The sequence below is a fragment of the Klebsiella sp. 10982 genome (genome assembly GCF_048589245.1).
In the GTDB taxonomy this organism is placed as follows: domain Bacteria; phylum Pseudomonadota; class Gammaproteobacteria; order Enterobacterales; family Enterobacteriaceae; genus Klebsiella; species Klebsiella quasivariicola.
Map to the genome: position 1 here is coordinate 1 of NZ_JBMAXV010000051.1, position 26,931 is coordinate 26,931.

The 26,931-nt window shown below is 56.4% G+C and carries 23 protein-coding genes and 1 pseudogene; 15 read left to right on the forward strand and 9 right to left on the reverse strand.

What is annotated here, in order from left to right; all coding sequences use genetic code 11:
* Positions 1-42: 42 nt before the first annotated feature.
* A complete protein-coding gene (yeiP, locus tag ACKLKD_RS24530; RefSeq protein ID WP_002912951.1) occupies positions 43-615 on the reverse strand; it encodes an elongation factor P-like protein YeiP in 573 nt (190 codons plus the stop codon).
* A gap of 147 nt (positions 616-762) precedes the next feature.
* Between yeiP and ACKLKD_RS24535 the strand changes: the two genes are divergently transcribed.
* Positions 763-1,017 (forward strand): YkgJ family cysteine cluster protein, encoded by a 255-nt coding sequence (locus tag ACKLKD_RS24535; protein ID WP_025714775.1) that lies wholly within the window; start codon positions 763-765, stop codon positions 1,015-1,017.
* Positions 1,018-1,019: 2 nt separating this feature from the next.
* Here the strand turns inward: ACKLKD_RS24535 and ACKLKD_RS24540 are convergent, their stop codons facing one another.
* Positions 1,020-1,952 (reverse strand): LysR family transcriptional regulator, encoded by a 933-nt coding sequence (locus ACKLKD_RS24540; protein ID WP_025714776.1) that lies wholly within the window; start codon positions 1,950-1,952, stop codon positions 1,020-1,022.
* Positions 1,953-2,165: 213 nt separating this feature from the next.
* Here ACKLKD_RS24540 and ACKLKD_RS24545 point away from each other — a divergent pair, with 213 nt between their 5' ends.
* Together ACKLKD_RS24545 and ACKLKD_RS24550 are read left to right on the forward strand one after the other, a co-directional pair.
* Complete coding sequence (locus tag ACKLKD_RS24545) at positions 2,166-2,510, forward strand: DUF3302 domain-containing protein (RefSeq protein ID WP_025713897.1); 345 nt, start codon at positions 2,166-2,168, stop codon at positions 2,508-2,510.
* 1 nt (position 2,511) lies between these two features.
* On the forward strand, positions 2,512-3,648 hold the full coding sequence (locus tag ACKLKD_RS24550; RefSeq protein ID WP_080896935.1) for an HlyD family secretion protein: 1,137 nt from the start codon (positions 2,512-2,514) through the stop codon (positions 3,646-3,648).
* A 33-nt stretch (positions 3,649-3,681) separates the two neighbouring features.
* On the opposite strand, the gene setB is transcribed toward ACKLKD_RS24550, so the two are convergent.
* Entirely contained in the window at positions 3,682-4,863 is a 1,182-nt protein-coding gene (gene setB / locus ACKLKD_RS24555) for a sugar efflux transporter SetB (protein ID WP_025713895.1), read from the reverse strand.
* Between the two features lie 334 nt (positions 4,864-5,197).
* On the opposite strand from setB, the gene fruB reads away from it, so the two are divergent.
* From fruB to fruA, 3 genes are read left to right on the forward strand one after another with little or no spacing between them, the layout of a single operon-like run.
* On the forward strand, positions 5,198-6,328 hold the full coding sequence (fruB, locus tag ACKLKD_RS24560; RefSeq protein ID WP_048292132.1) for a fused PTS fructose transporter subunit IIA/HPr protein: 1,131 nt from the start codon (positions 5,198-5,200) through the stop codon (positions 6,326-6,328).
* Entirely contained in the window at positions 6,329-7,267 is a 939-nt protein-coding gene (gene fruK, locus ACKLKD_RS24565; protein WP_004103928.1) for a 1-phosphofructokinase, read from the forward strand.
* A 16-nt stretch (positions 7,268-7,283) separates the two neighbouring features.
* Complete coding sequence (gene fruA / locus ACKLKD_RS24570) at positions 7,284-8,978, forward strand: PTS fructose transporter subunit IIBC (protein WP_025713892.1); 1,695 nt, start codon at positions 7,284-7,286, stop codon at positions 8,976-8,978.
* Positions 8,979-9,031: 53 nt separating this feature from the next.
* On the opposite strand, the gene nfo is transcribed toward fruA, so the two are convergent.
* Positions 9,032-9,886, reverse strand: a complete 855-nt coding sequence (gene nfo, locus ACKLKD_RS24575) for a deoxyribonuclease IV (protein WP_025713891.1) — start codon at positions 9,884-9,886, stop codon at positions 9,032-9,034.
* A gap of 72 nt (positions 9,887-9,958) precedes the next feature.
* A complete protein-coding gene (locus ACKLKD_RS24580; protein WP_012967550.1) occupies positions 9,959-11,008 on the reverse strand; it encodes a YeiH family protein in 1,050 nt (349 codons plus the stop codon).
* Between the two features lie 266 nt (positions 11,009-11,274).
* On the opposite strand from ACKLKD_RS24580, the gene yieE reads away from it, so the two are divergent.
* The 3 genes from yieE (at position 11,275) to cirA (ending at position 16,062) form a co-directional block, all read left to right on the forward strand.
* Positions 11,275-12,141, forward strand: coding sequence for a DNA-binding transcriptional regulator YeiE (yieE, locus tag ACKLKD_RS24585; protein ID WP_025713888.1), 867 nt, complete (start codon positions 11,275-11,277; stop codon positions 12,139-12,141).
* Positions 12,142-12,319: 178 nt separating this feature from the next.
* Positions 12,320-13,789: an amino acid permease gene (locus ACKLKD_RS24590; RefSeq protein WP_002912929.1), complete on the forward strand. Its 1,470-nt coding sequence runs from the start codon at positions 12,320-12,322 to the stop codon at positions 13,787-13,789.
* Positions 13,790-14,088: 299 nt separating this feature from the next.
* Positions 14,089-16,062 (forward strand): catecholate siderophore receptor CirA, encoded by a 1,974-nt coding sequence (gene cirA / locus ACKLKD_RS24595; RefSeq protein ID WP_025713887.1) that lies wholly within the window; start codon positions 14,089-14,091, stop codon positions 16,060-16,062.
* Positions 16,063-16,133: 71 nt separating this feature from the next.
* Here cirA and fghA read toward each other — a convergent pair whose 3' ends face one another.
* Positions 16,134-16,967 carry an S-formylglutathione hydrolase gene (fghA, locus tag ACKLKD_RS24600; protein WP_025713886.1) on the reverse strand — a complete coding sequence of 278 codons (834 nt, stop codon included), beginning with the start codon at positions 16,965-16,967 and terminating at the stop codon, positions 16,134-16,136.
* A 360-nt stretch (positions 16,968-17,327) separates the two neighbouring features.
* Here fghA and folE point away from each other — a divergent pair, with 360 nt between their 5' ends.
* The 6 genes from folE to mglC all read left to right on the forward strand — a co-directional run bounded on the left by folE (position 17,328) and on the right by mglC (position 24,308).
* Positions 17,328-17,996: a GTP cyclohydrolase I FolE gene (gene folE, locus ACKLKD_RS24605; RefSeq protein WP_023290444.1), complete on the forward strand. Its 669-nt coding sequence runs from the start codon at positions 17,328-17,330 to the stop codon at positions 17,994-17,996.
* 15 nt (positions 17,997-18,011) lie between these two features.
* On the forward strand, positions 18,012-19,169 hold the full coding sequence (gene yeiB / locus ACKLKD_RS24610) for a DUF418 domain-containing protein YeiB (RefSeq protein ID WP_080896936.1): 1,158 nt from the start codon (positions 18,012-18,014) through the stop codon (positions 19,167-19,169).
* A 155-nt stretch (positions 19,170-19,324) separates the two neighbouring features.
* Entirely contained in the window at positions 19,325-20,347 is a 1,023-nt protein-coding gene (gene galS, locus ACKLKD_RS24615) for an HTH-type transcriptional regulator GalS (RefSeq protein ID WP_025713884.1), read from the forward strand.
* 297 nt (positions 20,348-20,644) lie between these two features.
* Positions 20,645-21,643, forward strand: coding sequence for a galactose/glucose ABC transporter substrate-binding protein MglB (gene mglB / locus ACKLKD_RS24620; protein ID WP_025713883.1), 999 nt, complete (start codon positions 20,645-20,647; stop codon positions 21,641-21,643).
* Positions 21,644-21,761: 118 nt separating this feature from the next.
* A complete protein-coding gene (mglA, locus tag ACKLKD_RS24625) occupies positions 21,762-23,282 on the forward strand; it encodes a galactose/methyl galactoside ABC transporter ATP-binding protein MglA (protein WP_080896937.1) in 1,521 nt (506 codons plus the stop codon).
* A gap of 15 nt (positions 23,283-23,297) precedes the next feature.
* Positions 23,298-24,308 carry a galactose/methyl galactoside ABC transporter permease MglC gene (mglC, locus tag ACKLKD_RS24630; protein ID WP_002912871.1) on the forward strand — a complete coding sequence of 337 codons (1,011 nt, stop codon included), beginning with the start codon at positions 23,298-23,300 and terminating at the stop codon, positions 24,306-24,308.
* Between the two features lie 41 nt (positions 24,309-24,349).
* On the opposite strand, the gene ACKLKD_RS24635 is transcribed toward mglC, so the two are convergent.
* The 3 genes and pseudogenes from ACKLKD_RS24635 to sanA form a co-directional block, all read right to left on the reverse strand.
* On the reverse strand, positions 24,350-24,796 hold the full coding sequence (locus ACKLKD_RS24635) for a helix-turn-helix transcriptional regulator (RefSeq protein WP_012541033.1): 447 nt from the start codon (positions 24,794-24,796) through the stop codon (positions 24,350-24,352).
* Positions 24,793-25,897, reverse strand: a pseudogene (locus ACKLKD_RS24640) (HipA domain-containing protein). Before ACKLKD_RS24640 ends, ACKLKD_RS24635 begins: the two are co-directional and overlap by 4 nt.
* A gap of 114 nt (positions 25,898-26,011) precedes the next feature.
* On the reverse strand, positions 26,012-26,743 hold the full coding sequence (sanA, locus tag ACKLKD_RS24645; RefSeq protein WP_008804033.1) for an outer membrane permeability protein SanA: 732 nt from the start codon (positions 26,741-26,743) through the stop codon (positions 26,012-26,014).
* Positions 26,744-26,931 lie beyond the last annotated feature (188 nt).

Here is a 26,931-nt window from a genome sequence, read left to right on the forward strand (position 1 = left end):
AGCCAGCGGCTGTCCTTTTTCTTGTCAACTTCTCACGGTGGATTAATCCGCACGGCCCATATAGCGGCACTCTTCGATATGAATGCGGATTTTCTCACCGGTAGTCAGGTATTCCGGCACCTGAATCACCAGGCCGGTGCTCATGGTGGCTGGCTTGGTGCGGGAGCTGGCGGACGCGCCTTTAATACCCGGTGCGGTTTCGATAATTTCCAGATCAACAGTCTGCGGCAGCTCCAGCGCCAGCAGCTGGCCGTCCCAGGTCAGCACCTGCATGTCCGGCATTCCACCTTCCGGAATAAACTGCAGCTCTTCTTCGATCTGCTCTTTGGTAAAGGTGTAAGGGGTATAGTCTTCTTTATCCATGAACACGTATTCGTTGCCATCGACGTAGGAGAAATCAACGAAACGGCGGGTCAGGGTCACGGTATCGACGATATCGTCGCCTTTGAAGCGTTCTTCCACTTTCAGGCCGGTGCGCACGTCAGAGAAGCGCATTTTATACAGTGTCGCAGCACCACGGGCGCTGGGTGACTGAATATCAATATTTTTCACAATCAGCAGCTTGCCGTTGTAATTCAGCACCATACCTTTTTTAATTTCATTCGCTCTTGGCATTGCAGTAATCCTGTCACTTAACGAGTCAAAAATATCGCGTAAAACTACTCGCGCCCGGGCGTTCAGGCAAGCGGAATTCGCGAGTTTTGCTATCTTCTGGCAAAACGTTTAGGCTGTGGCGCAAAATGAGCGTTCGGGAGCCGGGTTGTGGAATGTCGTACTGATTGTGGCGCATGTTGCATCGCCCCCTCTATATCATCGCCGATCCCCGGCATGCCGCAGGGGAAGCCGGCTAATACCCGCTGTATCCAGCTCTCCGAGCACAACTTATGCCTGATTTTTGGCTCTCCTTTGCGCCCGAAAGTGTGCGCCAGCCTGCAGCCCTCACCGGAGATGTGCTTCACCCACCGCGATGAAGCCATTACCTGGCTGCTGGATCTTGAGCTGGCCACCGCGCCCTGAGCTTAAAGCAGCAGGTGAGACAGATTTTTAATATGGGCGCTGAGGCCGTCGAGCAGCGCCTGCACGCGTAACGGAAGAATGTCCCGCCGCTGGTAGATTAGCCAGGCCTGCAGGTCGATACAGCGCTCTTTTTTCAGACAGGGAACCAGCTGCCCTGCTGCCAGCTCGGTAGCGAGTGAATAATAGGGCGCATACACGATCCCCATCCCCAGTTTCGCCAGCTCCACCGCCGGCAGCGTGTTATCGCACACAAATCCCCCTCTAACGCTGAGGTCGAGCGGCTCGCCGCTTTTACTTTTGAACGTCCAGATATTGTCGCTGCCGCCCAGCATCCGCAGAGTAATGCACTCATGATCCACCAGCGCCTCTGGCTCGGCGAGAGGATGTTGTGCCAGGTAGTCTGGTGAGGCAAAGACGCCGGTACGAAAGCGGGTAAAGGGACGGGCGATAAGATTTTCATTTTGCGGCTTAAAAGGGCTAATCAGCAGATCGCAGTCGCTATTGAAGATCGCGCCGTATTTCTGTTCCCGCTCGCTGGGGTTGCGGGTGACCAGATTGATCTGCAACTGCGGAAGGGTTTTTCTCAACGCTGGCAAAATATATCGCCCAAGAAATTGATGGATGCCGATAGGGGCCCCGAGGGTGACTGCGCCCTGCAGCGTGTTCTTATAACGGTCGGCAAGGTTGATAAGCTGCTCATGCTGCTCAAGAACGGCGCGGCTGGCGTGAATAAACTGTTCGCCAAACTCGGTACGCACCAGTTCTTTAGCGGTGCGCAGGAAAATAGCCAGCCCGACTTTCCGCTCCACGCTGGTCAGCGTTCGTGAGACGTTAGACTGGGGCATATTCAGGCGCTGAGCGGCCCGGCTCACGCTGGCGGTTTCGGCGATGGTGCTGATGATCCTGAGTTCATCCATTTTGAAGTCTTTCAACATCTTATCGCTGCCTGATATCGTTAATATATCAAAAATGATATACCAGTTTGGCGGAATTGCCATGTGATTTATTTTATCGCTAATCGTATGATGACGTTTGCGTTGAACCGTCCATTATTTAAGGAAAGCTGTGCGTTTTATCGCTTCTTTTGTGGTTCTCGATGTTATTAACAATAACGATTTTCCTGCTGACTTACAGAGTGTATATGCACCATGCTGCTTAATTATTTTGCTTTGTTTGTATTAATACTGGTTTTTCTTATATTATTTTATGGAGTGATTATTATCCACGATATTCCCTATCACATCGCGCAAAAACGGCAGCATCCTCATCAGGACGCGATTCATGTGGCGGGCTGGATAAGCCTGTTTACCCTGCATGCTATCTGGCCTTTTCTGTGGATTTGGGCCACGCTGTACCGCCCCGACCGTGGTTGGGGAATGGCGTCGCAGACCGAGGGCCAGCAGCAGCGAGTAGCGCTTGAACAACGTATTGCGTTACTTGAAGCGGCATTAAAAAACAGCCAGCAAGCGTCAGCGGGGAATAACGAGAAATAATATGGATCTGTTAATTATCCTTTGCTATGTCGCTATCGCCTGGGGCGTTTTTAAGATATTTCGTATTCCGGTAAATAAATGGACGATCCCCACGGCTATATTAGGCGGGATTGTGGTCGTAGGCGCGTTAATATTAACAATGAACTATAACCACCCCTATACGATGCGGGCGCAAAAAATTGTCGTTTCTGTTCCGATGGTGCCGCAGGTCTCAGGCGAGGTGGTGGAGGTCACCAGTAAAACCAACGTGTTATTAAAGAAGGGCGAACTGCTGTTCCGCATCGATGACACCCGTTATCGCGCGCGGCTGAACAAGCTGAAAGCCGATCTGGCGGCTGAGGAAGCGTCGCTGCGGGCGAAGCAGGCAACCATTGACGATGCCAGCGCCCGAGTTCAGCAGGCGCAAGCGGAGTACGATCGCGTTACCCGCGATTATCAGCGTTATGCCCAGGGGGCGGCTATGCCGGTCAATCCTTTCTCGGAACAGGATGTGACTCACGCGAGGCAGCAGGTGCAGATCCAGACGGCGGTATTGCAGGCGGCGAAAGCGCAGTTACAAAACGCCAGAGAGCAGGTGTCGGGCCGCTATCACGGGCTGGATGCCAACATTGCCAGTCTGAAATCACAGATCCTTGAGGCGGAGTATAATCTGGCGCAAACCGTGGTTCGTGCGCCGAGCGACGGCTATGTCACACAGCTACTGGCGCGACCGGGGATGACCGCAGTGCGTCTGCCCTTCAAGCCGGTGCTGGTGTTCATCCCCCAGCAAAAGCGCCAGGTGGTCGCGGTATTTCGCCAGAACTCGGTCCTGCGACTGACGGCCGGGGACAGCGCGGAAGTTGTCTTTAACGGTCTGCCGGGCAGCGTCTACAGCGGGAAGGTTTCGCGGGTGCTGCCGACCGTTCCGGACGGTAGCTATCAGGCCAGCGGTGCATTGCAGGGGCTGAACGCCGGGGCAGGGAAAGAGGGTATCTATGTGCTGATTGATCTTGATCCGCACCCGGAAGTGGAACATTTACCGGACGGGGTTAGCGCGCAGGCGGCGGTCTATACCGATTATTTTGCCCATGTGTCGATTATGCGCAAAGTCCTGCTGCGAATGACCAGCTGGCTGCATTACCTCTATCTGGATCATTAACTTGCATTGCCCGGCCAGGGCCGGGCAATGTGTTTACACGTCCCTGATCCGCCACAGGCAGGCCTGAGTGGCTACGCCCATCGCCAGCGCAATCCAGAACACCGCATGATAGCTCCATATCTCTGCCACCACCCCCGCCAGTGAACCGGCGATGATCCAGCCGACGCGAGTCGTATTGGTATAGAGAGTGGTGGCCGCACCCGCCTGCCCGGGCATCAGATCCTGGAAATAGAGCATGCCGATCCCGGCGAGGATCCCAATATAAATGGCGTTCAGCGCCTGCATTGCCAGCAGCAGCGCCGGTGTATGCACCGTCAGCATCCCCACGTAAAACAGCACCCCGGCGACTGCAGAAAGACGCATCAGAAAGCGTTTGCCGAAGCGCCGGGCGTAGTAACCGGCAATCAGCATCGTGGGGATTTCCAGTCCAGCGGCGGTACCCATCATCAGTCCGGCCAGATTTTCCGGCAGATGCAGCTCGTTAATGATAAACAGCGGCATATTAATGATATACAGGCTGTTGGTGCCCCACATCAGCGTGCAGATGCTGAACAGCAGCAGCGCATCGCGGCGGTGCGTGCGCGGGGCTTCCAGTCGCCCGGTCGCCACCGGCTTTGCTTTGCGCATGCTGGGCAAGAACAGCCAGACCATGACCCCGCAGACGATAAACGCCGCCGCGGCGCTGAGATACATCGCGGTAAAGCCAAACCCCATCGCCAGGGCATAGGCCAGCGGGGGGCCAATCACCCATGCCAGCGAGACCTGGGCACGTAAAATGGAGCTGAACATGACCGCTTCCCGGCCGGTCCTGTCGGCGTGCTCGCGCGCCAGGGCAAACATCTGCGGGTTGGCGGTCGAGCCAAAGCTGCTGAGAAAAACGCCGATGAACAGCAAGATGAAGTAGTTGCGGTTCCAGGCAAAGAGTACGCAGGCCAGCACCCCCAGCAGGCAGCAGACGACAATCAGCTGCTTGCGGTCGCCCTGACGATCGGAGCGGCCGGCGAGGAACTGGCTGACCAGAATGCCAATAACCGCGCTGCCGGTAAAAAAGAAGCCGACCATCGCCGGACGGACGTGTACTTCGTTGGTCAAAAACAGGCTCAGGGTTGGGGTTTGCAATGCCCCGGCAATGCCTGTCAGAAAGGCGACGATCAAGAAGGCGGAAGAGGTTACATCGAACCCGCGTCGGGGAAGGGCGGCGCTACGGTTTTGCATGTTCGGTTTTCTGTAGTTTCAGGAGACGGCGCGGAGTTTACGCCTGCTGGCTGAAAATAAACAGTAGTATGGCACGATAAATTAAAAAGCTGTTTCAAAATATAAGGTTCAGCAAAAAGCTGACGCCAGGAGTGAAAGTGCGGATCGGCTTCAGCAAAAATGTGCTGTATCTCTAAGTTCTGCGATCAAGTCGCTGACGTACCTTGCGCGTTGAGCAAGAAAGGTACAGAATTCTTGAAACGTTTCAGCGTCATTCGACAATCCGTTCACCGTCAGATGGCGCCTTTTTTCTCAAGTTAGCTGAAACGATTCAATTCAGCAGGAGAGGAGAACCATGTTCCAGTTATCTGTGCAGGATATTCATCCCGGCCAGCAGGCCGGTAATAAAGAAGAGGCCATCCGGCAGGTCGCCGCCGCGCTGGTCAGCGCCGGCAACGTGGCTGATGGCTATGTGAACGGCATGCTGGCACGCGAGCAGCAGACCTCGACCTTCCTCGGCAACGGGATTGCGATCCCGCACGGCACGACGGACACCCGTGACCAGGTGCTGAAGACCGGCGTCCAGGTGTTTCAGTTCCCGCAGGGCGTCACCTGGGGGGAAGGGCAGACCGCCTATGTGGCGATCGGTATTGCCGCCAGTTCAGATGAACACCTCGGCCTGCTGCGTCAGCTGACCCATGTGCTGAGCGATGACGCGGTCGCCGCCCAGCTGCAGTCAGCGACCACCGCGGAAGAGCTGCGTGCGCTGCTGATGGGAGAGAAGCAGAGCGAAGCGCTGAAGCTGGACAACGAGACCCTCAGTCTCGACGTCGCGGCCAGCGATCTGCTGACGCTGCAGGCGCTGAACGCCGCGCGTCTGAAAGAGGTGGGCGCCGCCGATACCGCTTTCGTTAGCCACGTCATTAACGACACGCCGCTGAACCTCGGTCAGGGCATCTGGCTGAACGACAGTGCGGAAGGCAATCTGCGCAGCGCTGTGGCGGTTAGCCGCGCCGCTAACGCCTTCACCCGCGACGATCAGCCGGTTTCCCTGCTGGTCACAGTGGCAATGGTTGACGAGCAGCCGACCGCGGTGCTGAACCGCCTGAGCAAACTGCTGCTGGACAAGAAAGCTGACCATCTGCTGAAAGCCGATGCCGCCACCGTGCTGGCGCTGCTGACCAGCGACGATGCCATTGCCGAAGATGTGCTGAGCGCCGAGTTCGTGGTGCGCAATGAGCACGGCCTGCATGCCCGACCGGGCACCATGCTGGTCAATACGATTAAACAATTCTCCAGCGACATCACCGTCACCAACCTCGACGGTTCCGGCAAGCCGGCCAACGGTCGCAGCCTGATGAAGGTCGTGGCGCTGGGTGTGAAAAAAGGTCACCGTCTGCGTTTCACCGCGCAGGGTGAGGATGCGCAACAAGCGCTGGATGCGATTGGCGAAGCGATCGCCGCAGGCCTTGGGGAGGGCGCATAAATGAGCAGACGTGTAGCAACGATTACGTTAAATCCGGCGTACGATCTGGTGGGGTTCACCCCGGAGATTGAACGCGGTGAAGTGAACCTGGTGCGCACCACCGGCCTGCATGCCGCCGGGAAAGGCATCAACGTGGCGAAAGTGCTGAAAGATCTCGGTATTGACGTCACCGTTGGCGGCTTCCTCGGTAAAGACAACCAGGACGGCTTTCAGCAGCTGTTCAGTGAGCTGGGCATCGCCAACCGTTTCCAGGTGGTGCAGGGCCGCACCCGCATCAACGTTAAGCTGACGGAAAAAGATGGCGAAGTAACCGATTTTAACTTCTCCGGCTTTGAAGTGACCCCGGGCGACTGGGAACGCTTCGTCAACGACTCCCTGAGCTGGCTCGGGCAGTTCGATATGGTCTGCGTCAGCGGCAGCCTGCCGTCTGGCGTTAGCCCGGAAGCCTTCACCGACTGGATGACCCGTCTGCGCAGCCAGTGCCCATGCATCATTTTCGACAGCAGCCGCGAAGCGCTGGTTGCCGGACTGAAAGCGGCGCCGTGGCTGGTGAAACCGAACCGGCGCGAGCTGGAGATTTGGGCTGGCCGTAAGCTGCCGGAGATGAAAGATGTTATCGAAGCCGCCCATGCGCTGCGTGAGCAGGGTATCGCCCACGTGGTGATTTCGCTGGGCGAAGAGGGCGCGCTGTGGGTTAACGCCTCCGGTGAATGGATTGCCAAACCGCCTTCAGTGGAAGTGGTCAGCACCGTCGGCGCTGGCGATTCGATGGTGGGCGGCCTGATTTACGGCCTGCTGATGCGTGAATCCAGCGAGCATACCCTGCGCCTGGCGACCGCCGTCGCAGCCCTGGCCGTCAGCCAGAGCAATGTCGGTATTACCGACCGTACCCAGTTGGCCGCGATGATGGCGCGCGTCGACTTACAACCCTTTAATTGACAGCAGGAGAGGCATAATGAAAACGCTGCTGATTATTGATGCCGGACTCGGACAGGCGCGCGCCTATATGGCGAAAACCCTGCTGGGGGCCGCGGCGCCAAAAGCGCGCCTTGAACTGATTGATAACCCGAATGACGCCGAACTGGCCATCGTGCTGGGGACCGCGTTGCCGGCCGATAGCGCGCTGAATGGCAAAAACGTCTATCTGGGCGACATTAACCGTGCTGTCGCCCATCCGGAGCTGTTCCTGGGAGAGGCGAAAGACCACGCTAAACCCTACGTTGCGCCAGCGGCGGTAGCCGTTCCGGCCGCCGCTCAGGGGCAGAAACGTATTGTCGCCGTCACCGCCTGTCCGACCGGTGTTGCCCATACCTTTATGGCGGCAGAAGCTATCGAAACCGAAGCGAAAAAACGCGGCTGGTGGGTGAAAGTGGAAACCCGTGGCTCCGTCGGCGCTGGCAATGCCATCACCCCGGAAGAGGTGGCCGAGGCGGATCTGGTGATCGTCGCCGCCGATATCGAGGTAGACCTGGCAAAATTTGCCGGCAAGCCGATGTACCGCACCACCACCGGTCTGGCGCTGAAGAAAACCGCCCAGGAGCTGGATAAAGCGGTGGCCGAAGCCAAAACCTATCAGCCATCCGGCAAACCGCAGGCGGCTGCTGAAGGGAAAAAAGAGTCGGCGGGCGCCTATCGCCACCTGCTGACCGGCGTCTCCTACATGCTGCCGATGGTAGTGGCCGGGGGCCTGTGTATCGCGCTCTCCTTTGCCTTCGGGATCAAAGCGTTTGAAGTGAAAGACACGCTGGCGGCGGCGCTGATGCAAATCGGCGGCGGCTCGGCCTTCGCGCTGATGGTGCCGGTGCTGGCAGGCTTTATTGCCTTCTCCATTGCCGACCGTCCGGGTCTGACCCCGGGTCTTATCGGCGGTATGCTGGCGGTTAGCGGCGGCTCTGGCTTTATCGGCGGGATCATTGCCGGTTTCCTTGCCGGTTACGTGGCGAAAGCCATCAGTACGAAGCTGAAACTGCCGCAGAGTATGGAAGCGCTGAAGCCTATCCTGATCATTCCGCTGGTCTCCAGCCTGATCGTGGGCCTGGCGATGATCTACCTCATCGGTAAACCAGTCTCCGGTATCCTCGCCTGGCTGACCCACTGGCTGCAAACCATGGGCACCGCCAACGCGGTTCTGCTGGGTGCGATCCTCGGTGGGATGATGTGTACCGACATGGGTGGCCCGGTAAACAAAGCGGCTTACGCTTTTGGCGTTGGCCTGTTGAGTACCCAGACCTACGCGCCGATGGCGGCGATCATGGCGGCCGGTATGGTGCCTCCGCTGGCGATGGGTATCGCCACGCTGGTGGCGCGCAACAAGTTCGATAAAGGGCAACGCGAAGGGGGTAAAGCCGCACTGGTTCTCGGCCTGTGCTTTATCTCGGAAGGGGCGATTCCTTTTGCCGCCCGCGATCCGATGCGCGTTCTGCCGTGCTGTATCGTCGGCGGCGCGGTAACCGGCGCTATCTCCATGGCGGTCGGCGCGAAACTGATGGCGCCGCACGGCGGTCTGTTTGTCCTGCTGATCCCAGGGGCGATTACGCCGGTGCTGGGCTACCTGCTGGCGATTGTTGTCGGAACGCTGGTGGCGGGCCTCTCCTACGCCGTGCTGAAACGTCCGGAAGCGCAGGCAGCGGAAGTCGAAAAAGCGGCATAATCCATCCGCAAGAAAAAAAGGGCCGATCGTTCGGCCCTTTTTTACGTCTCTATTTACGCCACTTCGGCGATCTGCTGCGCCCGCAGCCAGGCAATCTCTTCCGCCCAGATATCCGGGTTGATGGTTTCCAGAATCAGCGGAATGCCGTCGAAGCGGCTGTCCTGCATAATCCAGCTGAAGCAGTCGTGGCCGATATTGCCTTCCCCCAGGCTGTGGTGTCGGTCGACCCGGCTGCCGAAGGTGCTCTTGGCATCGTTGAGATGCATCCCGCGCAGATACTGAAAGCCAACGATGCGATCGAAGGCGGCGAAGGTTTTTTCGCAGGCTTCGGCGCTGCGCAGATCGTAGCCGGCGGCGAAGGCGTGACAGGTATCGATGCAGACGCCGACGCGGGATTTATCTTCCACCCCGTCGATGATGGCCGCGAGGTGCTCGAACTTAAAGCCGAGGTTGCTGCCCTGGCCGGCGGTATTTTCGATAACCGCTGTGACGCCTTCGGTCTTCGCCAGCGCGATATTGATCGATTCGGCGATGCGCGCCAGGCACGCCTCCTCCGGGATCTGCTGCAGATGGCTGCCGGGGTGGAAGTTGAGCAGCGTCAGCCCCAGCTGCTGACAGCGGATCAGTTCATCGATGAAGGCATCACGGGATTTTTCCAGCGCCTCTTCCACCGGGTGGCCGAGGTTAATCAGGTAGCTGTCGTGCGGCAGGATCTGCCCGGGGCCAAAGTGATACTTTTCACAGGCGGCTTTGAATTCGGCGATGGTCTCATCGCTGAGCGGCGCGGCGCGCCACTGGCGCTGGTTTTTGGTGAAGAGGGCGAAGGCGGTTGCTTCGATTTCGGCGGCGCGAATGGCGGCATTGGCCAGTCCACCTGAGGCGCTTACGTGCGCTCCTACGTATTTCATAAAAAAAACTCCAGTTAAAGCCGCTGGGGGGTGGGTAATGATAGCGGCTTAACTGGAGAAAGATGTAGTGCTTTATGCCATCAGGCTGTGGATAGCGACGTTAATGGCCCCGCCGCCGACAATCAGCCAGACGAAGAGCATCAGCGCCATCAGCAGCGGTTTCGCCCCGGCTTTTTTCAGCGCGCTGACGTGAGTGGTGACCCCGAGGGCGGCCATCGCCATCGCCAGCAGAACGGTATCCAGCGTCACCAGCATATCCACCACGGCTTTCGGCAGCAGATGGAAGGAGTTAAACACCGCCACCAGGATGAACATAATGGCGAACCACGGAATGGTGATTTTGCTTTTCTCGCCGTTACCTGCCGGGGTCAGCTGTTTAACACGCGCCGCCAGGAACAGCAGGAACGGAGCCAGCATCATCACGCGCAGCATTTTGGCGATCACCGCCGCGTTCTCGGCGTCCGGGCTGACCGCATGGCCGGCGGCAACCACCTGCGCCACTTCATGCATGGTGGAACCCATATAGATCCCGTAGGTCTCCGGGGTGAACCAGTGCGCCAGCAGCGGATACATCGCCGGGTAGAGGAAGATGGCGATGGTACCGAAAATCACCACCGTGGCGACGGCGACCGTCACTTTACTGGCTTCGGCTTTGACCACCGGCTCGGTGGCGAGCACGGCCGCCGCGCCGCAGATGCTGCTGCCGGCGCCGATCAGCCAGCTGGTGTGTTTGTCGAGACCAAACACCTTCTGGCCAAGGAAGCAGGCGATGAAAAAGGTGCTGGAGAGCGTCAGAACGTCAATCAAAATACCGCTCACGCCGACGTCGGCAATCTGGGCGAACGTCAGGCGGAAGCCGTAGAGGATGATCCCCAGGCGCAGCAGATGCTGCTTGGCGAAGATCACCCCGCCGTCGCAGGGCTGCCAGATTTTCGGGTAGACCGTGTTGCCGACCACCATCCCGAACAGGATAGCGAGGGTCAGGGCGCTAAAGCCTGCGCCGGCGATGGCCGGGAAACTCCCGGCCCACAGGGCGGCGCCGGTCAGCGCGGCGGTCAGCGCCAGGCCTGGGACAAAATGCCACAGGGAACGATGTTTGGTGGGTAAAGTGAGTGCTGTCATAACCTTCTCCTTTGTCTGCCTAAAGGTTACGCCGCGCGGGATTAAATATAAAATTGATTATATGTTTATAATCAATCGTAATAAGTGGTTAATGATCGGGGCGCCGGGGTTAACAGGGCAGGGTGCCAGGGCGACAGAAGCGGGGCGGTTTCTCCGGCAAGACGATGATTTTGTGACATAAGCGGATTTTCCTTCCTTCAGCCGCCTCGATTTGTGTCACCATAGTAAGGAAGGTTATTCAGGTTGGATTACTAAACGGGTGGGTTATGCATATTACGCTGCGGCAGTTAGAAGTGTTCGCCGAAGTCCATAAGAGTGGGTCAACCACTCAGGCGTCACAGATGCTGGCGCTTTCGCAATCTGCGGTCAGCGCCGCGCTGACCGATCTGGAAGGGCAGCTCGGCGTGCAGCTGTTTGACCGCGTCGGTAAACGGCTGGTGGTGAATGAGCACGGACGGCTGCTGTACCCGCGTGCGCTGGCGCTGCTGGAGCGGGCGCTGGAGATCGAACAGCTGTTTCGCGGCGATAACGGGGCGATCCGGGTCTACGCCAGCAGCACCATCGGCAACTATATTATGCCGGAGATCATCGCCCGTTATCGCCATGACTTCCCGGATTTGCCGGTCGAACTGAGCGTTGGCAACAGTCTGGATGTGATCAACGCTGTCGCCGACCTGCGGGTGGATTTCGGTTTGATAGAAGGGCCATGCCATGCCGCCGATATTATTGCCGAGCCGTGGCTGGAAGATGAGCTGGTGGTGTTCGCCGCCCCCAACTCACCGCTGCTGGCGGGGGAGGTGACCCTGCAGCAGCTGGCCGAGGCGCCATGGATCCTGCGCGAGCATGGGTCCGGTACCCGGGAGATTGTCGATTATGTACTGCTGTCGCATCTGCCGGCGTTTCATATGGGCATGGAGCTGGGCAATTCGGAGGCGATCAAGCACGCCGTCCGGCATGGCCTGGGCATCAGCTGTTTATCGCGCCGGGTGATTGCTGAACAGCTGGCCTCGGGCACGCTGGCGGAGCTGAAGGTGCCGCTGCCCAGGCTGACGCGCACGCTGTGGCGGATCCATCACCGGCAGAAGCATATTTCCAAAGCATTACAACGTTTTCTGCACTATTGCCAGGTGTAGAAACCTGGTTTTTACGCTCGCTAACGGGGGGAATTCGCTGGCAATTCCGCAGGTTAGTGCTTTACTAATAATTTGCGGGCGATCATGAAGCTCTCTTATAACTTTGCATTTGTACCGGATGGAACCCCGATCGTCTGCTACAATCGCGCCTCATTTTTTGGATGGATAGCATTATCACATGGTTTCGGAAACTAAAACCACAGAAGCGCCCACGCTACGTCGTGAACTAAAGGCGCGCCACTTGACCATGATCGCCATCGGCGGTTCCATCGGTACGGGTCTTTTTGTTGCCTCTGGCGCAACCATTTCGCAGGCAGGTCCCGGTGGGGCGCTGCTGTCTTATATTCTGATCGGTTTGATGGTCTATTTCCTGATGACCAGCCTGGGCGAACTGGCGGCGTTTATGCCGGTATCCGGTTCTTTCGCCACCTACGGGCAGAATTATGTGGAAGAAGGCTTCGGCTTCGCGCTGGGCTGGAACTACTGGTACAACTGGGCGGTAACGATCGCCGTTGACCTTGTCGCCTCACAGCTGGTGATGAGCTACTGGTTCCCTGACACGCCGGGCTGGATCTGGAGCGCCTTGTTCCTCGGCATTATGTTCCTGCTGAACTGGATCTCGGTGCGCGGCTTTGGCGAGGCGGAATACTGGTTCTCGCTGATTAAAGTGGCCACCGTTATCATCTTTATCATCGTCGGCGTGATGATGATTGTCGGTATCTTCAAAGGGGCACAGCCGGCCGGCTGGAGCAACTGGGGGATCGCGGATGCGCCGTTTGCCGGCGGCTTCTCGGCGATGATCGGCGTGGCGATGATTGTCGGCTTCTCTTTCCAGGGCACCGAGCTTATTGGTATCGCCGCCGGTGAGTCTGAGAATCCGGAGAAGAACATTCCGCGCGCGGTGCGCCAGGTCTTCTGGCGTATCCTGCTGTTCTATGTTTTCGCGATCCTGATTATCAGCCTGATCATTCCGTATACCGATCCGAGCCTGCTGCGCAATGATGTGAAGGATATTTCCGTCAGCCCGTTCACCCTGGTGTTCCAGCATGCAGGTCTGCTGTCGGCGGCGGCGATCATGAACGCCGTTATCCTGACTGCCGTGCTGTCGGCGGGTAACTCCGGGATGTACGCCTCCACGCGTATGCTGTATACCCTGGCGTGCGACGGTAAAGCACCGCGCATTTTCTCGAAGCTGTCGCGTGGCGGCGTGCCGCGCAACGCGCTGTACGCGACCACCGTTATCGCAGCGCTGTGCTTCCTGACGTCGATGTTTGGCAACCAGACGGTATACCTGTGGCTGCTGAACACCTCCGGGATGACGGGCTTTATCGCCTGGCTGGGGATTGCGATCAGCCATTATCGTTTCCGTCGCGGCTACGTCCTGCAGGGTAACGATATTAATAATCTGCCGTATCGTTCCGGGTTCTTCCCGCTGGGGCCGATCTTCGCCTTCGTGCTGTGCCTGATTATCACCCTCGGACAGAACTACGAAGCGTTCCTCAAGGACACCATTGACTGGGGCGGCGTGGCGGCGACCTACATCGGTATTCCGCTGTTCCTCGTCATCTGGTTTGGATACAAACTGGCGAAAGGCACCCGCTTTGTTCGCTATAGCGAGATGACCTTCCCGGACCGCTTTAAGCGTTAATCTTCGCGATTGTGCGTAAAAGGCCCTCTGAAAAGAGGGCTTTTTTTATGTCTGTGCGGTTACAGCTTGTCACAATTCTTCATAATTATATTGATAATCGTAATCATTATCTTTATCATTTTCGCCCATTACGGATGAAGCCACTCCCCGTCTCTGTCGCTTGTACAGACTGACATCGGGCGACCAGCCACATCGACAAGAAAACAGCGCGAGCATGCCGCCGACAGAGCGGCACATCGCCAGCGCGTGTGAGCAGCACCTTTTTGTTTGTTTGGTTGTACACCTCATGGAGATTTGGAATGTTCAGGTTAAACCCTTTTATCCGGGCGGGATTGTCTGCGTCCGTCGTATCGTTGGCGTTTCCGGCCCTTGCCGATGTGAATGAAGAAACGCTGGTGGTGACCGCCTCGGCCACTGAACAGAGCGTCAAAGACGCGCCGGCGAGCATCAGCGTCATCACCCAGCAGGATTTACAACGCAAGCCCGTCCAGAACCTGAAAGATGTACTGCGCGACGTCCCCGGGGTCCAGCTCACTAACGAAGGGGATAACCGTAAGGGCGTCAGCATTCGCGGTCTGAGCAGCAGCTATACCCTGATCCTGGTTGACGGAAAGCGCGTCAACTCCCGTAATGCCGTTTTCCGCCACAACGACTTCGACCTGAACTGGATCCCGGTGGATGCCATTGAGCGTATCGAAGTGGTGCGCGGCCCGATGTCCTCCCTCTACGGCTCCGATGCGCTCGGCGGCGTGGTCAACATTATTACCAAAAAAATTGGCCAAAAATGGACCGGGACGTTGAGCGCCGATACCACCATTCAGGAGCACCGCGACCGCGGCGATACCTGGAACGGCCAGTTCTTTACCAGCGGCCCGCTGATCGACGGCGTGCTCGGGATGAAGGCCTACGGCAGCCTGGCAAAACGCGCCAAGGACGATCCGCAATCTTCCAGTAATGCCACCGGCGAGACGCCGCGCATCGAGGGCTTCACCAGCCGCGATGGCAATGTTGAATTCGCCTGGACGCCGAACGAAAACCACGATTTTACCGCGGGCTATGGCTTTGACCGTCAGGATCGTGATTCCGATTCCCTTGACCGCAACCGCCTTGAGCGTGAGAACTACTCCCTGAGTCATAACGGCCGCTGGGATATGGGCAACAGCGAGCTCAAGTTCTACGGCGAAAAGGTGGATAACAAAAATCCAGGGCAGAGCGGGACTATTACCTCGGAAAGCAATGCTATCGACGGGAAGTACGTTCTGCCGCTGGGCATGATTAACCAGCTGGTGACCTTCGGCGGCGAATGGCGCCACGACAAACTGAAAGATCCGGTCAACCTGAGCAGCGGCGGCCAGTCAACGTCGGCCAGCCAGTACGCTCTCTTTCTTGAAGACGAATGGCGCATCATCGAGCCGCTGGCGCTGACCACCGGCATTCGTATGGACGACCATCAGACCTATGGCGATCACTGGAGCCCGCGCGCCTATCTGGTGTATAACGCCACCGATACCGTCACCGTCAAAGGCGGCTGGGCGACGGCGTTTAAAGCCCCGTCGCTGCTGCAGCTTAACCCCGACTGGACCACCAACTCCTGCCGCGGCTCGTGCAGCATCGTCGGTAACCCGGATCTGAAACCGGAAACCAGTGAAAGCTTCGAGCTCGGTCTCTACTACCGTGGGGAAGAGGGCTGGCTGCAGGATGTCGAAGGCAGCATCACCACCTTCCAGAATAATGTCGACGACATGATCGATGTTCTGCGCACCTCCAGCGCCAGCGAAGCGCCGGGCTACCCGAACTTTGTCGGCTGGAAAACCGTTAACGGCAAGCGTGTGCCGATCTTCCGCTATTTCAACGTCAACAAAGCCCGCATCAAAGGGGTGGAGACGGAGGTGAAGATCCCGTTTGGCGATGAGTGGAAGCTGACGGTGAACTACACCTACAACGATGGTCGCGATCTGAGCAACGGCGGCGACAAACCGCTGCAGACGCTGCCGTTCCATACCGCCAACGGCACGCTCGACTGGAAACCGCTGGACGACTGGTCCTTCTACGTCACGGCCAACTATACCGGTCAGCAGCGCGCGGTGAGCGCCACCGGCAAAACGCCGGGCGGCTACACCCTGTTTGACGTCGGTGCAGCATGGCAGGTCACCAAAAACGTGAAATTGCGCTCCGGGGTGCAGAACGTGGGTGATAAAGATCTGAGCCGGGACGACTACAGCTACACCGAAGAGGGCCGTCGCTACTTTATGGCGGTCGATTATCGCTTCTGATCGTCGGCACTAAAACGCGGCCTGCGGGCCTGAATATGCGCCGCGAAGCTGCTTCGCGGCGCATTTTGCGTTTAGGCAAAGAGATGCTGCGCATGGAAGCGCAGATGGTCTTCAATAAACGAGGCAATGAAGTAATAGCTGTGGTCGTAACCGGGCTGGATACGCAGGGTTAACGGCCAGGCTTTCTGCCGCGCGACCTCTGCCAGCACCGCTGGCTGTAATTGCCCGGCGAGGAACGGATCGTTATCGCCCTGGTCGATCAGCGTCGGCACGGCGTCAGCCGGCTGGCTGGCCTGCATCAGCGCGCAGCTGTCCCACGACTGCCACGTCGATTCATCGGCGCCAAGATAGGCGGTAAACGCTTTCCTGCCCCATGGCACCTGGCCGGGATTGACGATCGGCGCGAAGGCGGAGACGCTGGCGTAGCGGCCCGGATTTTTGAGCGCCATCACCAGCGCGCCGTGACCGCCCATCGAGTGGCCGCTGATGGCGCAGCGTTCGCCGACGCTAAACTCGCTGCGGATCAGCGCGGGCAGTTCATCGCGAAGATAATCATACATCCGATAGTGCGCCGCCCACGGCGCCTCGGTGGCATTCAGGTAGAAGCCGGCGCCTTGTCCCAGATCGTAACCGTCGTCGTTGGCCACCTCGTCACCGCGCGGGCTGGTGTCCGGCATCACCAGCGCGATGCCCAGCTCAGCGGCAATGCGCTGGGCGCCCGCCTTGGTGGTAAAGTTTTCGTCGTTACAGGTTAGCCCGGACAGCCAGTACAACACCGGTGGCGGCGTTTCGCGCTCAGGCGGTAAAAAAATGCTGAACGTCATGGCGCAGTTCAGGACAGGGGAGTGATGACGCCAGCGTTGTTGCCGGCCGTCAAAACAGCGATGCTCTTCAAGCAGTTCCATGCAAGGCTCCTCGAAAGGGGTGTGCGCGTAAAGGGCCATAATACAGATATTTCATAAGCCGGTGAGTAACTTTCACTTTCTCCTTTTGAGAACTTACTGCATCATTAATGCAACTTATAGCCAACATGCTGGCGTAGCGATGGCGCTTATGGATGCGTACAGCGGTTAGATCATTCCGGATTCGGCGATAAGGATTTGGTGCCGCGCCTGAGGCGCGGCTTCAGGCCTTAATAAAAGGCAGCGCCAATTTCAATAATTATCGTGACGGCTACTGGATTCTGTGCGCCACCTCACGCACAATGAATACAAACTTTGCCCCCAGAAAAAGCAAAGAGCGCCACACCTGCAGGAGAAACCCAAATGTCATCACTGAGTAAAGAAGCCGTCCTCGTTCATGAAGCGCTGGTCGCTCGTGGGCTGGAGACGCCGATGCGTGCGCCAGTACAAGAAATTGATAACGAAACACGCAAGCGTTTGATTACCGGTCATATGACCGAGATTATGCAACTGCTGAATCTGGATCTGAGTGATGACAGTCTGATGGAGACCCCGCATCGCATCGCCAAAATGTATGTCGATGAGATCTTCTCCGGGCTGGATTACTCCCGCTTCCCGAAAATCACCGTCATTGAAAACAAAATGAAGGTTGATGAAATGGTTACCGTGCGCGATATCACCCTGACCAGCACCTGCGAACACCATTTCGTCACCATCGATGGTAAAGCGACCGTAGCCTATATCCCGAAAGATTCGGTGATCGGCCTGTCGAAAATCAACCGCATAGTGCAGTTTTTCGCCCAGCGTCCGCAGGTTCAGGAGCGTCTGACCCAGCAGATCCTGATCGCGCTGCAGACGCTGCTCGGCACCAGCAACGTGGCGGTATCCATTGACGCAGTGCATTACTGCGTGAAAGCGCGTGGCATCCGCGACGCGACCAGCGCCACCACCACCACCTCTCTCGGCGGCCTGTTTAAATCCAGCCAGAATACCCGCCAGGAATTCCTGCGCGCAGTACGTCACCACAACTAAAACGGAGCAGGGTACATGGAGAGAAATGTCACGCTGGACTTTGTCCGCGGCGTCGCCATCCTCGGTATCCTGCTTCTCAATATCAGCGCCTTCGGCTTGCCGAAGGCCGCTTACCTCAATCCCGCCTGGTCAGGAAGCGCGTCCCTCAGCGATGCCTGGACCTGGGCACTCCTCGACCTGCTGGCGCAGGTAAAATTCCTTACCCTGTTCGCGCTGCTGTTTGGCGCCGGTTTACAGCTGCTGCTCCCCAGGGGAAAACGCTGGATCCAGTCGCGGCTGACGTTGCTGGCGCTGCTCGGTTTCATTCACGGTCTTTTTTTCTGGGATGGCGACATTCTGCTGGCTTATGCCCTGGTGGGGCTGGTGAGCTGGCGCATGGTGCGTGAGGCGCAGCATGTTAAATCGCTGTTCAACACCGGAGTGGTGCTCTACCTCATCGGTATTGCGGTGCTGGTCCTGCTGGGGGTCATCTCCGGGACGGCGGCGAATCGCTCCTGGGTGCCGGATGCGGCGAACCTGCAGTATGAGCAGTACTGGAAGCTGCATGGCGGCATGGAGGCGGTCAGCAACCGGGCGGATATGCTATCGGATAATCTGCTGGCCCTGGGCGCTCAGTATGGCTGGCAGCTGGCGGGGATGATGCTGATGGGCGCGGCGCTGATGCGCAGCGGCTGGCTCAAAGGGCAGTTCAGCCTGCGTCACTACCGGCGCACAGGCGCCCTGCTGGTGGTGGCCGGGATGGCGGTCAATCTGCCGGCAATATTCGCCCAGTGGTATCTGGCCTGGGACTATCGCTGGTGTGCGTTTTTGCTGCAGGCGCCGCGCGAACTGAGCGCCCCGTTGCAGGCAATCGGCTATGCCTCGCTGGCCTGGGGTTACTGGCCGCAGCTGTGCCGTTTCCGGCTGGTGGGCGCTATCGCCTGCGTCGGACGCATGGCGCTGAGCAACTACCTGCTGCAGACCCTGATCTGCACCACCCTGTTTTATCATCTCGGGCTGTTTATGCGCTTCGATCGCCTGCAGCTGCTGGCCTTTGTTCCCCCCATCTGGGCCGTTAACCTCCTCGTCTCATGGCTCTGGCTGCGCCGCTTCCGCCAGGGGCCGGTGGAATGGCTGTGGCGTCAGCTAACCCTGCGTGCGTCAGGCACATCACTCAAAGACACATCCAGATAACGATCTCGATCACAATCATTAACAAAACGGATGTAAACGTTTCCAGCCGTGTGACTTCACTCACGTAGCGGACCGCGGGTCACTGCCAGAATAGCCTCCTTGCTGAGCACAGGAGGTGAATGTGACGTGCTGTAATTCTCTAAAGGTCGCTGAGTATGATCACCATTCGTGATGTTGCCCGCCAGGCGGGTGTATCCGTGGCCACTGTGTCGCGGGTGCTGAACAACAGCGCGCTGGTGAGTCCGGATACGCGCGACGCCGTAATGAAAGCGGTGACCCAGCTGGGCTACCGGCCCAACGCCAACGCCCAGGCGCTGGCCACCCAGGTGAGCGATACCATCGGCGTGGTGGTGATGGACGTCTCCGATGCCTTCTTTGGTGCGCTGGTGAAAGCGGTGGATACCGTCGCCCAGCAGCATCAAAAATATGTGTTGATCGGCAACAGCTATCACGAGGCGGAAAAAGAGCGTCACGCCATCGAGGTGCTGATCCGCCAGCGCTGCTCGGCGCTGATCGTCCATTCGAAAGCGCTCAGCGATGAAGAGCTGAGCGACTTTATGCAACATATCCCGGGAATGGTGCTGATCAACCGCATCGTGCCGGGCTTTGCCCATCGTTGCGTCGGGCTCGACAACGTCAGCGGCGCGCTGATGGCCACCCGCATGCTGCTCAATCACGGTCACCAGCGCATCGGCTATCTCTCCTCAAATCACGGCATTGAAGATGACGATATGCGCCGGGAAGGGTGGAGCAAAGCGCTGCAGGAGCAGGGCATCATCGCCCCGGACAGCTGGGTCGGCTCTGGCTCCCCGGATATGCAGGGCGGCGAGGCGGCGATGGTCGAACTGCTGGGGCGTAATCTCGGTCTCACCGCAGTGTTTGCCTATAACGACAGCATGGCGGCCGGCGCGCTGACGACCCTGAAGGACAACGGCATTGTCGTGCCGCAGCATCTGTCGCTGATTGGCTTTGATGATATTCCTATTTCCCGTTACACCGATCCGCAGCTCACCACCGTGCGCTATCCGGTGATGTCGATGGCAAAGCTGGCTACCGAGCTGGCGCTGCTGGGGGCGGCCGGCAAGCTGGATCGCGAGGCGACGCACTGCTTTATGCCGACGCTGGTGCGCCGCCATTCTGTCACCCAGCGGCAAACTGTGGGGCCGATCACTAACTGAAGCGGCGACGGTATGTAACCGCTTTCAATTTGTGAGTAAATTCACAGTATATTAACATTCTCCTGATTATGATGGCAGCGTTTACCAGTCTGAACCACAAGGTGATGAGTAATCCTCACTTTTTTAAGTAGGAACAAGGCGTTAAACGAGTAGTAGAGTCGTATTTTCCTGGAGCGTTACCCGACACGGAAGACCGAATTTTCGTCGTGAAATGCGTTGTGCGGTAACACTAATGCAACAGCCCCCCGCCCGCATTCTTTCACAATAATGACCCTGCATAATAAAACCGGAGATTCCATGAATAAGAAGGTGTTTACCCTGTCTGCTGTAATGGCTGGTCTGTTATTTGGCGCCGCCGCACACGCAGCAGATACCCGTATCGGCGTGACAATTTATAAATATGACGACAACTTTATGTCGGTGGTGCGTAAGGCGATTGAAAAAGATGGCAAATCCGCGCCAGACGTCCAGCTGCTGATGAATGACTCACAGAACGACCAGTCGAAACAAAACGATCAGATTGACGTGCTGCTGGCGAAAGGCGTTAAGGCGCTGGCGATCAACCTGGTTGACCCGGCGGCTGCGGGAACGGTGATTGAAAAAGCGCGTGGGCAGGATATTCCGGTGGTGTTCTTCAACAAAGAGCCTTCCCGCAAAGCGCTGGATAGTTACGACAAAGCTTATTACGTCGGTACCGATTCGAAAGAGTCCGGGATTATTCAGGGCGATCTGATCGCTAAGCACTGGAAAGCCAACCCGAACTGGGATCTGAATAAAGACGGCCAGATCCAGTTCGTCCTGCTGAAAGGCGAGCCGGGCCATCCGGATGCGGAAGCGCGTACTACCTACGTTATCAAAGAGCTGAACGATAAAGGTCTGAAGACCCAGCAGCTGCAGCTGGATACCGCCATGTGGGATACCGCACAGGCGAAAGACAAAATGGACGCCTGGCTCTCCGGCCCGAATGCGAACAAGATTGAAGTGGTGATCGCCAACAACGATGCCATGGCGATGGGTGCGGTTGAAGCGCTGAAAGCGCACAACAAGAGCAGCATTCCGGTATTCGGCGTTGATGCCCTGCCAGAAGCGCTGGCGCTGGTGAAATCCGGCGCAATGGCCGGTACCGTGCTGAACGATGCTAACAACCAGGCGAAAGCGACCTTCGATCTGGCGAAAAACCTCGCCGAAGGTAAAGATGCCGCAGCGGGCACCAACTGGAAAATTGACAACAAGATCGTCCGCGTACCGTACGTGGGCGTCGATAAAGACAACCTGAGCCAGTTTACCGGCAAATAATCGTGATGTGAGTTGCGGGCGTGGTTTAGCCACGCCCGATTATTCCTGATACAGAACCAGACTCCTGCTGGCGCTATTGCGCCGGACGGGGCGTGCATGAACGCAGCCAGGTATAACTATGGTCAGCAATAATAGCGAACGGTCAGGCGAATATTTGTTGGAGATGACCAACATCAACAAATCGTTTCCTGGCGTCAAGGCTCTTGATAATGTCAACCTGAAGGTTCGTCCGCACTCCATTCATGCGTTAATGGGGGAAAACGGCGCCGGCAAATCGACATTATTAAAATGCCTTTTTGGGATCTATCAAAAAGATTCCGGTAGCATTCTTTTTCAGGGAAAAGAGATCGATTTCCATTCGGCGAAAGAAGCCCTGGAAAACGGTATATCGATGGTGCATCAGGAATTAAACCTGGTATTACAGCGTTCAGTCATGGATAACATGTGGCTCGGGCGCTATCCCACCAAAGGTATGTTTGTCGATCAGGACAAAATGTACCGGGATACCAAGGCCATTTTTGATGAGCTGGATATTGATATTGACCCGCGCGCCCGCGTCGGCACCTTATCGGTATCCCAGATGCAGATGATTGAGATCGCCAAGGCGTTTTCCTATGACGCCAAAATCGTCATCATGGACGAACCGACGTCATCGCTGACGGAAAAAGAGGTCAACCATCTGTTTAAGATCATCCGTAAGCTGAAAGATCGTGGCTGCGGTATCGTCTATATCTCGCACAAAATGGAAGAAATTTTCCAGCTGTGCGATGAAATAACCATCCTGCGCGACGGCCAGTGGATCGCCACCCAGCCGCTGGAAGGGCTGGATATGGACAAGATCATCGCCATGATGGTCGGGCGCTCGCTCAACCAGCGTTTTCCGGATCGCGAAAATACCCCGGGGGAAGTGATCCTCCAGGTGCGCAATCTGACCTCGCTGCGCCAGCCGTCGATTCGCGATGTCTCCTTTGATCTGCATAAAGGCGAAATTCTCGGCATCGCCGGCCTGGTGGGCGCTAAACGCACCGATATCGTGGAGACCCTTTTCGGCATCCGTGAGAAGGCCAGCGGCACCATCACCCTGCACGGGAAGAAGATCAACAACCACAGCGCCAACGAGGCGATTAACCACGGTTTTGCGCTGGTGACCGAGGAGCGGCGCTCCACCGGGATCTATGCCTATCTGGATATCGGTTTTAACTCGCTGATCTCCAATATTAAGAAATATAAAAACAGCGTCGGCTTGCTGGATAACGCGCGAATGAAGAGCGATACCCAATGGGTTATTGACTCGATGCGCGTTAAAACTCCCGGCCAGCATACGCAGATCGGTTCGCTTTCCGGTGGTAACCAGCAAAAGGTCATTATAGGCCGCTGGCTGCTCACCCAGCCGGAGATCCTGATGCTGGACGAGCCGACGCGCGGTATCGACGTCGGCGCCAAGTTTGAGATCTACCAGCTGATTGCCGAGCTGGCTAAAAAAGACAAAGGGATCATTATTATTTCTTCCGAAATGCCGGAACTGCTGGGGATTACCGACCGCATTCTGGTGATGAGCAATGGCCTGGTCGCGGGCATTGTTGAAACTAAAACCACCACGCAAAACGAAATACTGCGTCTTGCGTCATTGCACCTTTAAGATCAGGGGCTTCACATGAGTGCGTTAAATAAAAAGAGTTTTCTCACTTACCTGAAAGAGGGTGGGATATATGTCGTCCTTCTGGTCCTGTTAGCTATTATTATTTTCCAGGATCCGACATTTTTAAGTCTGCTCAACCTGAGTAATATCCTGACTCAGTCCTCGGTGCGTATTATTATTGCCCTCGGCGTGGCCGGGCTTATCGTCACGCAGGGGACTGACCTCTCCGCTGGCCGTCAGGTGGGACTGGCGGCGGTGATTGCCGCCACCATGCTGCAGGCGGTGGATAATGCCAACAAAGTGTTCCCGGATATGGCAACCATGCCGATCCCACTGGTGATCCTGCTGGTATGCGCCATCGGGGCGGTCATCGGCCTGATTAACGGGATCGTTATCGCCTACCTGAACGTGACGCCGTTTATTACCACCCTCGGCACCATGATCATCGTCTACGGCATTAACTCGCTGTATTACGACTTCGTGGGCGCATCGCCGATCTCCGGTTTTGACAGCCACTTCTCCCATTTTGCCCAGGGATTTGTGGCGCTGGGCTCGTTCCGCCTGTCCTACATTACCTTCTACGCGCTGATTGCCGTCTTCTTTGTCTGGATCCTGTGGAACAAGACGCGCTTTGGTAAAAACATCTTCGCTATCGGCGGTAACCCGGAAGCGGCGAAAGTCTCCGGGGTTAACGTGGCGTTAAACCTGCTGATGATCTATGCCCTTTCCGGCGTGTTCTACGCCTTCGGCGGTCTGCTGGAAGCCGGGCGTATCGGCTCGGCGACCAATAACCTCGGCTTTATGTATGAACTGGACGCCATTGCCGCCTGCGTGGTGGGCGGCGTCTCGTTCAGCGGCGGGGTAGGGACGGTGTTTGGCGTGGTGACCGGGGTGATTATCTTTACCGTCATCAACTACGGCCTGACCTACATCGGCGTCAACCCTTACTGGCAGTACATTATTAAGGGGGCGATTATTATCTTCGCCGTGGCGCTGGACTCCCTGAAATATGCCCGTAAGAAATAAGATTGAACGCATCAAAAACCCGCGCCAGGCGCGGGTTTTTACTATTTAAATAGAGAAGAAATAAGTGTTTTAGAAATAGGGACGAGTCCTGTTTCAAGGCCAAACGGCTTATAGATTTTATTAATGATCTCGGCAGAATAATTGCCTTTATCATTTTCCACATCAGATAAGGTCTTACGAGAGACATCCACTAGCCGGGCATATTCATCCTGGCGTAAACCCAGAACTTCTACTCTCAGTTTTTTCAGGGCCTCTCCCTGGCTGATGGCGCCTAGCATGATGTCATGGATAATGGCGTGAATGACCGCCTGACGATCGACCGTTTTGACTTTTTTTAAACCAGCCGAGACGCGTTGTCTGCTTATCTCTGAACGAGCTTTTTTTTCCGTAGCCGTTACCCCGGTGGCGGGTAGGGATGGTGGGTTATCCGCCCGCAGCCTGGCTAAGGTATTTTGGATTTCTGTTTCTTTTTTATTCAGGGTCTTCATAACAGCCCCCAGCGAGCGAGTTTGTCAGGTATAAATTTAAAACCAATGGATGGCATTTCCAGAATCTGAACAGGAACGCCGCGTGCTTTAAGACGGGATGGTAAATCAACGAGTTGAGATGCGGTTTCACTTAAAGCATTAAGCAATGTGTCAGGGGCGATCCATTCAGCCAAAGCTTGTGCGATGGCGCCAAAGTTATATTCGCCTCCTGATTCGCAGGCTAATGACCACTTCATCGTGCGCGGTATACCTTCCGGGTCGGCTTTCATTGGTGCAAAATCGTAGATTGGCGCAAGGGTAATTTCATTATCTGCTTTCATAAATGCAGTATTACGTCCATGGTTATCACTATTGCCAAAAATAATGTTTAATAAGTCTCGACGTACCCAATTGATGATAAATCCTTGAACATCAAAGCGATAATTCTGTACTCTTACCATATTACTGGATGTGATCTTTTCGATCAGGATCCGCAGCGTGGTTTCATGATCAAGTATCGTCGCTGGCGCTTTTTGTAACAGAGAATAGACTGACTCCATTCCCAATCTCATTATCCGGCCATCATCGTCTCTTCTGATATCAAATCGCGGCAACCAGAGAGAGGGATAATGTAGCCCCTCCTGCTGCGGCTCCTCGTTCCTGGGCATAGTCGAGAAAATCACTGGCACGATTCATGACATCAGTGACAGAGAACGTTTTACTGCTTGCCAGACTATCCCAGTCCGGCACCGAGTCTTTAATGCGTAAATTTCCCACTGGCGACATCGTGCCGAATTTGAGCAAGATGAAATTCTGCTGGCCCTGAGGAAGTTCACTGATATCTAAAAAGTTAACCCAGTAACGTCGGCTGGCGCCGCCTGGAATGATATCGTCTATAAATCTTAACCATCCAGGATTTCCGTGATCCTCAAAATAAAGCGAAACGGGATGGTTGAGCGACACGGCGTGATAGTCATCGCGTTCCAGAAAGTCGATGGCGTAATCGGTAAGATAGTCGATTTGTGTTGTAAACCAGTCCCCTTGCTCACTACCGGGGAATTTTATCAACGCAATGTCTTGCCACTCCGCATTGAGAAAGGCTTGTACCGTTAATGTTTCCATCTCGCCCTCCAAAAAAGATGATGAGTGAAATATTACGCATTAAAGAGCATTTATGAAATTAACGTTACTTATAATACGCATTGTTTTGGCATCGCATGATTAATGCATCTTATATCACTCATTGGCGGGTTTTGTGTTTTTCTGCAGCTCCAGCAGCTGCTCCGGAGTGACTGCAGGGTAGGACTGGGCGTCATCCGGTACGTCATGCTGTTGAGCCGGAATCGGGATGAGAGGGCCGAGAAAGCGCGGTTCCCGTTTGAAGATATAGAGGTCCGCCAGCGCGCCAAAGCGGGCGCCGAACTCGCGCAGCCGCACGCTCCACATATCCTTCGGCGACGGCACCGCGTAGCACTGGGCCTGGATCCCCATATGCAGGGCGATAAACAGCGCCCGTTCGCAGTGGAAGCGCTGGGTGATGATAATGAAGTCGTTGGTATCGAACACTTTGCGGGTGCGGACAATCGAGTCGAGCGTACGGAAGCCGGCATAGTCCAGCACGATATCGGCAGGATCGACGCCGCCTTTAATCAGGTCCCGACGCATGGTCATCGGTTCATTGTAGCTTTGCAGAGCATTATCGCCGCTCAGCAGCAGATAGTTGACCTTGCCGCTGTTGTAGGCGTTCAGCGCGCCCTGGATGCGGTAGCGGTAATACTGATTGATGACGCCGGTGCGGTAATATTTGGCGGTGCCCAGCACCACGCCGACCTGACGGTAGGGCAGGTCCTGCAGCTCATCATAGATATAGGGCGCGGTTTTCCAGCTCATCCAGCGGTCAAGGCCCAGCACGGTCAACAGCAGCAGGCCGAGCAGGACTAACAGGCTGTAGAACACACGCTTTAACATGAACTTGGCTCAATAATAGACAACGGAGTCTTCAGGCTACTTTACCCGCCGGGTAAGCGCAAGAAACCCGCGTTTGATTGCGGGGATTTTCAGCAATATAGACAGATCGCCGAACGCAGGTCGGGTAAGGCGTGAGCCGACACCCGGCATAGAGATCTTCAGCTCGCCATGGCGCGAACCGTAGAACC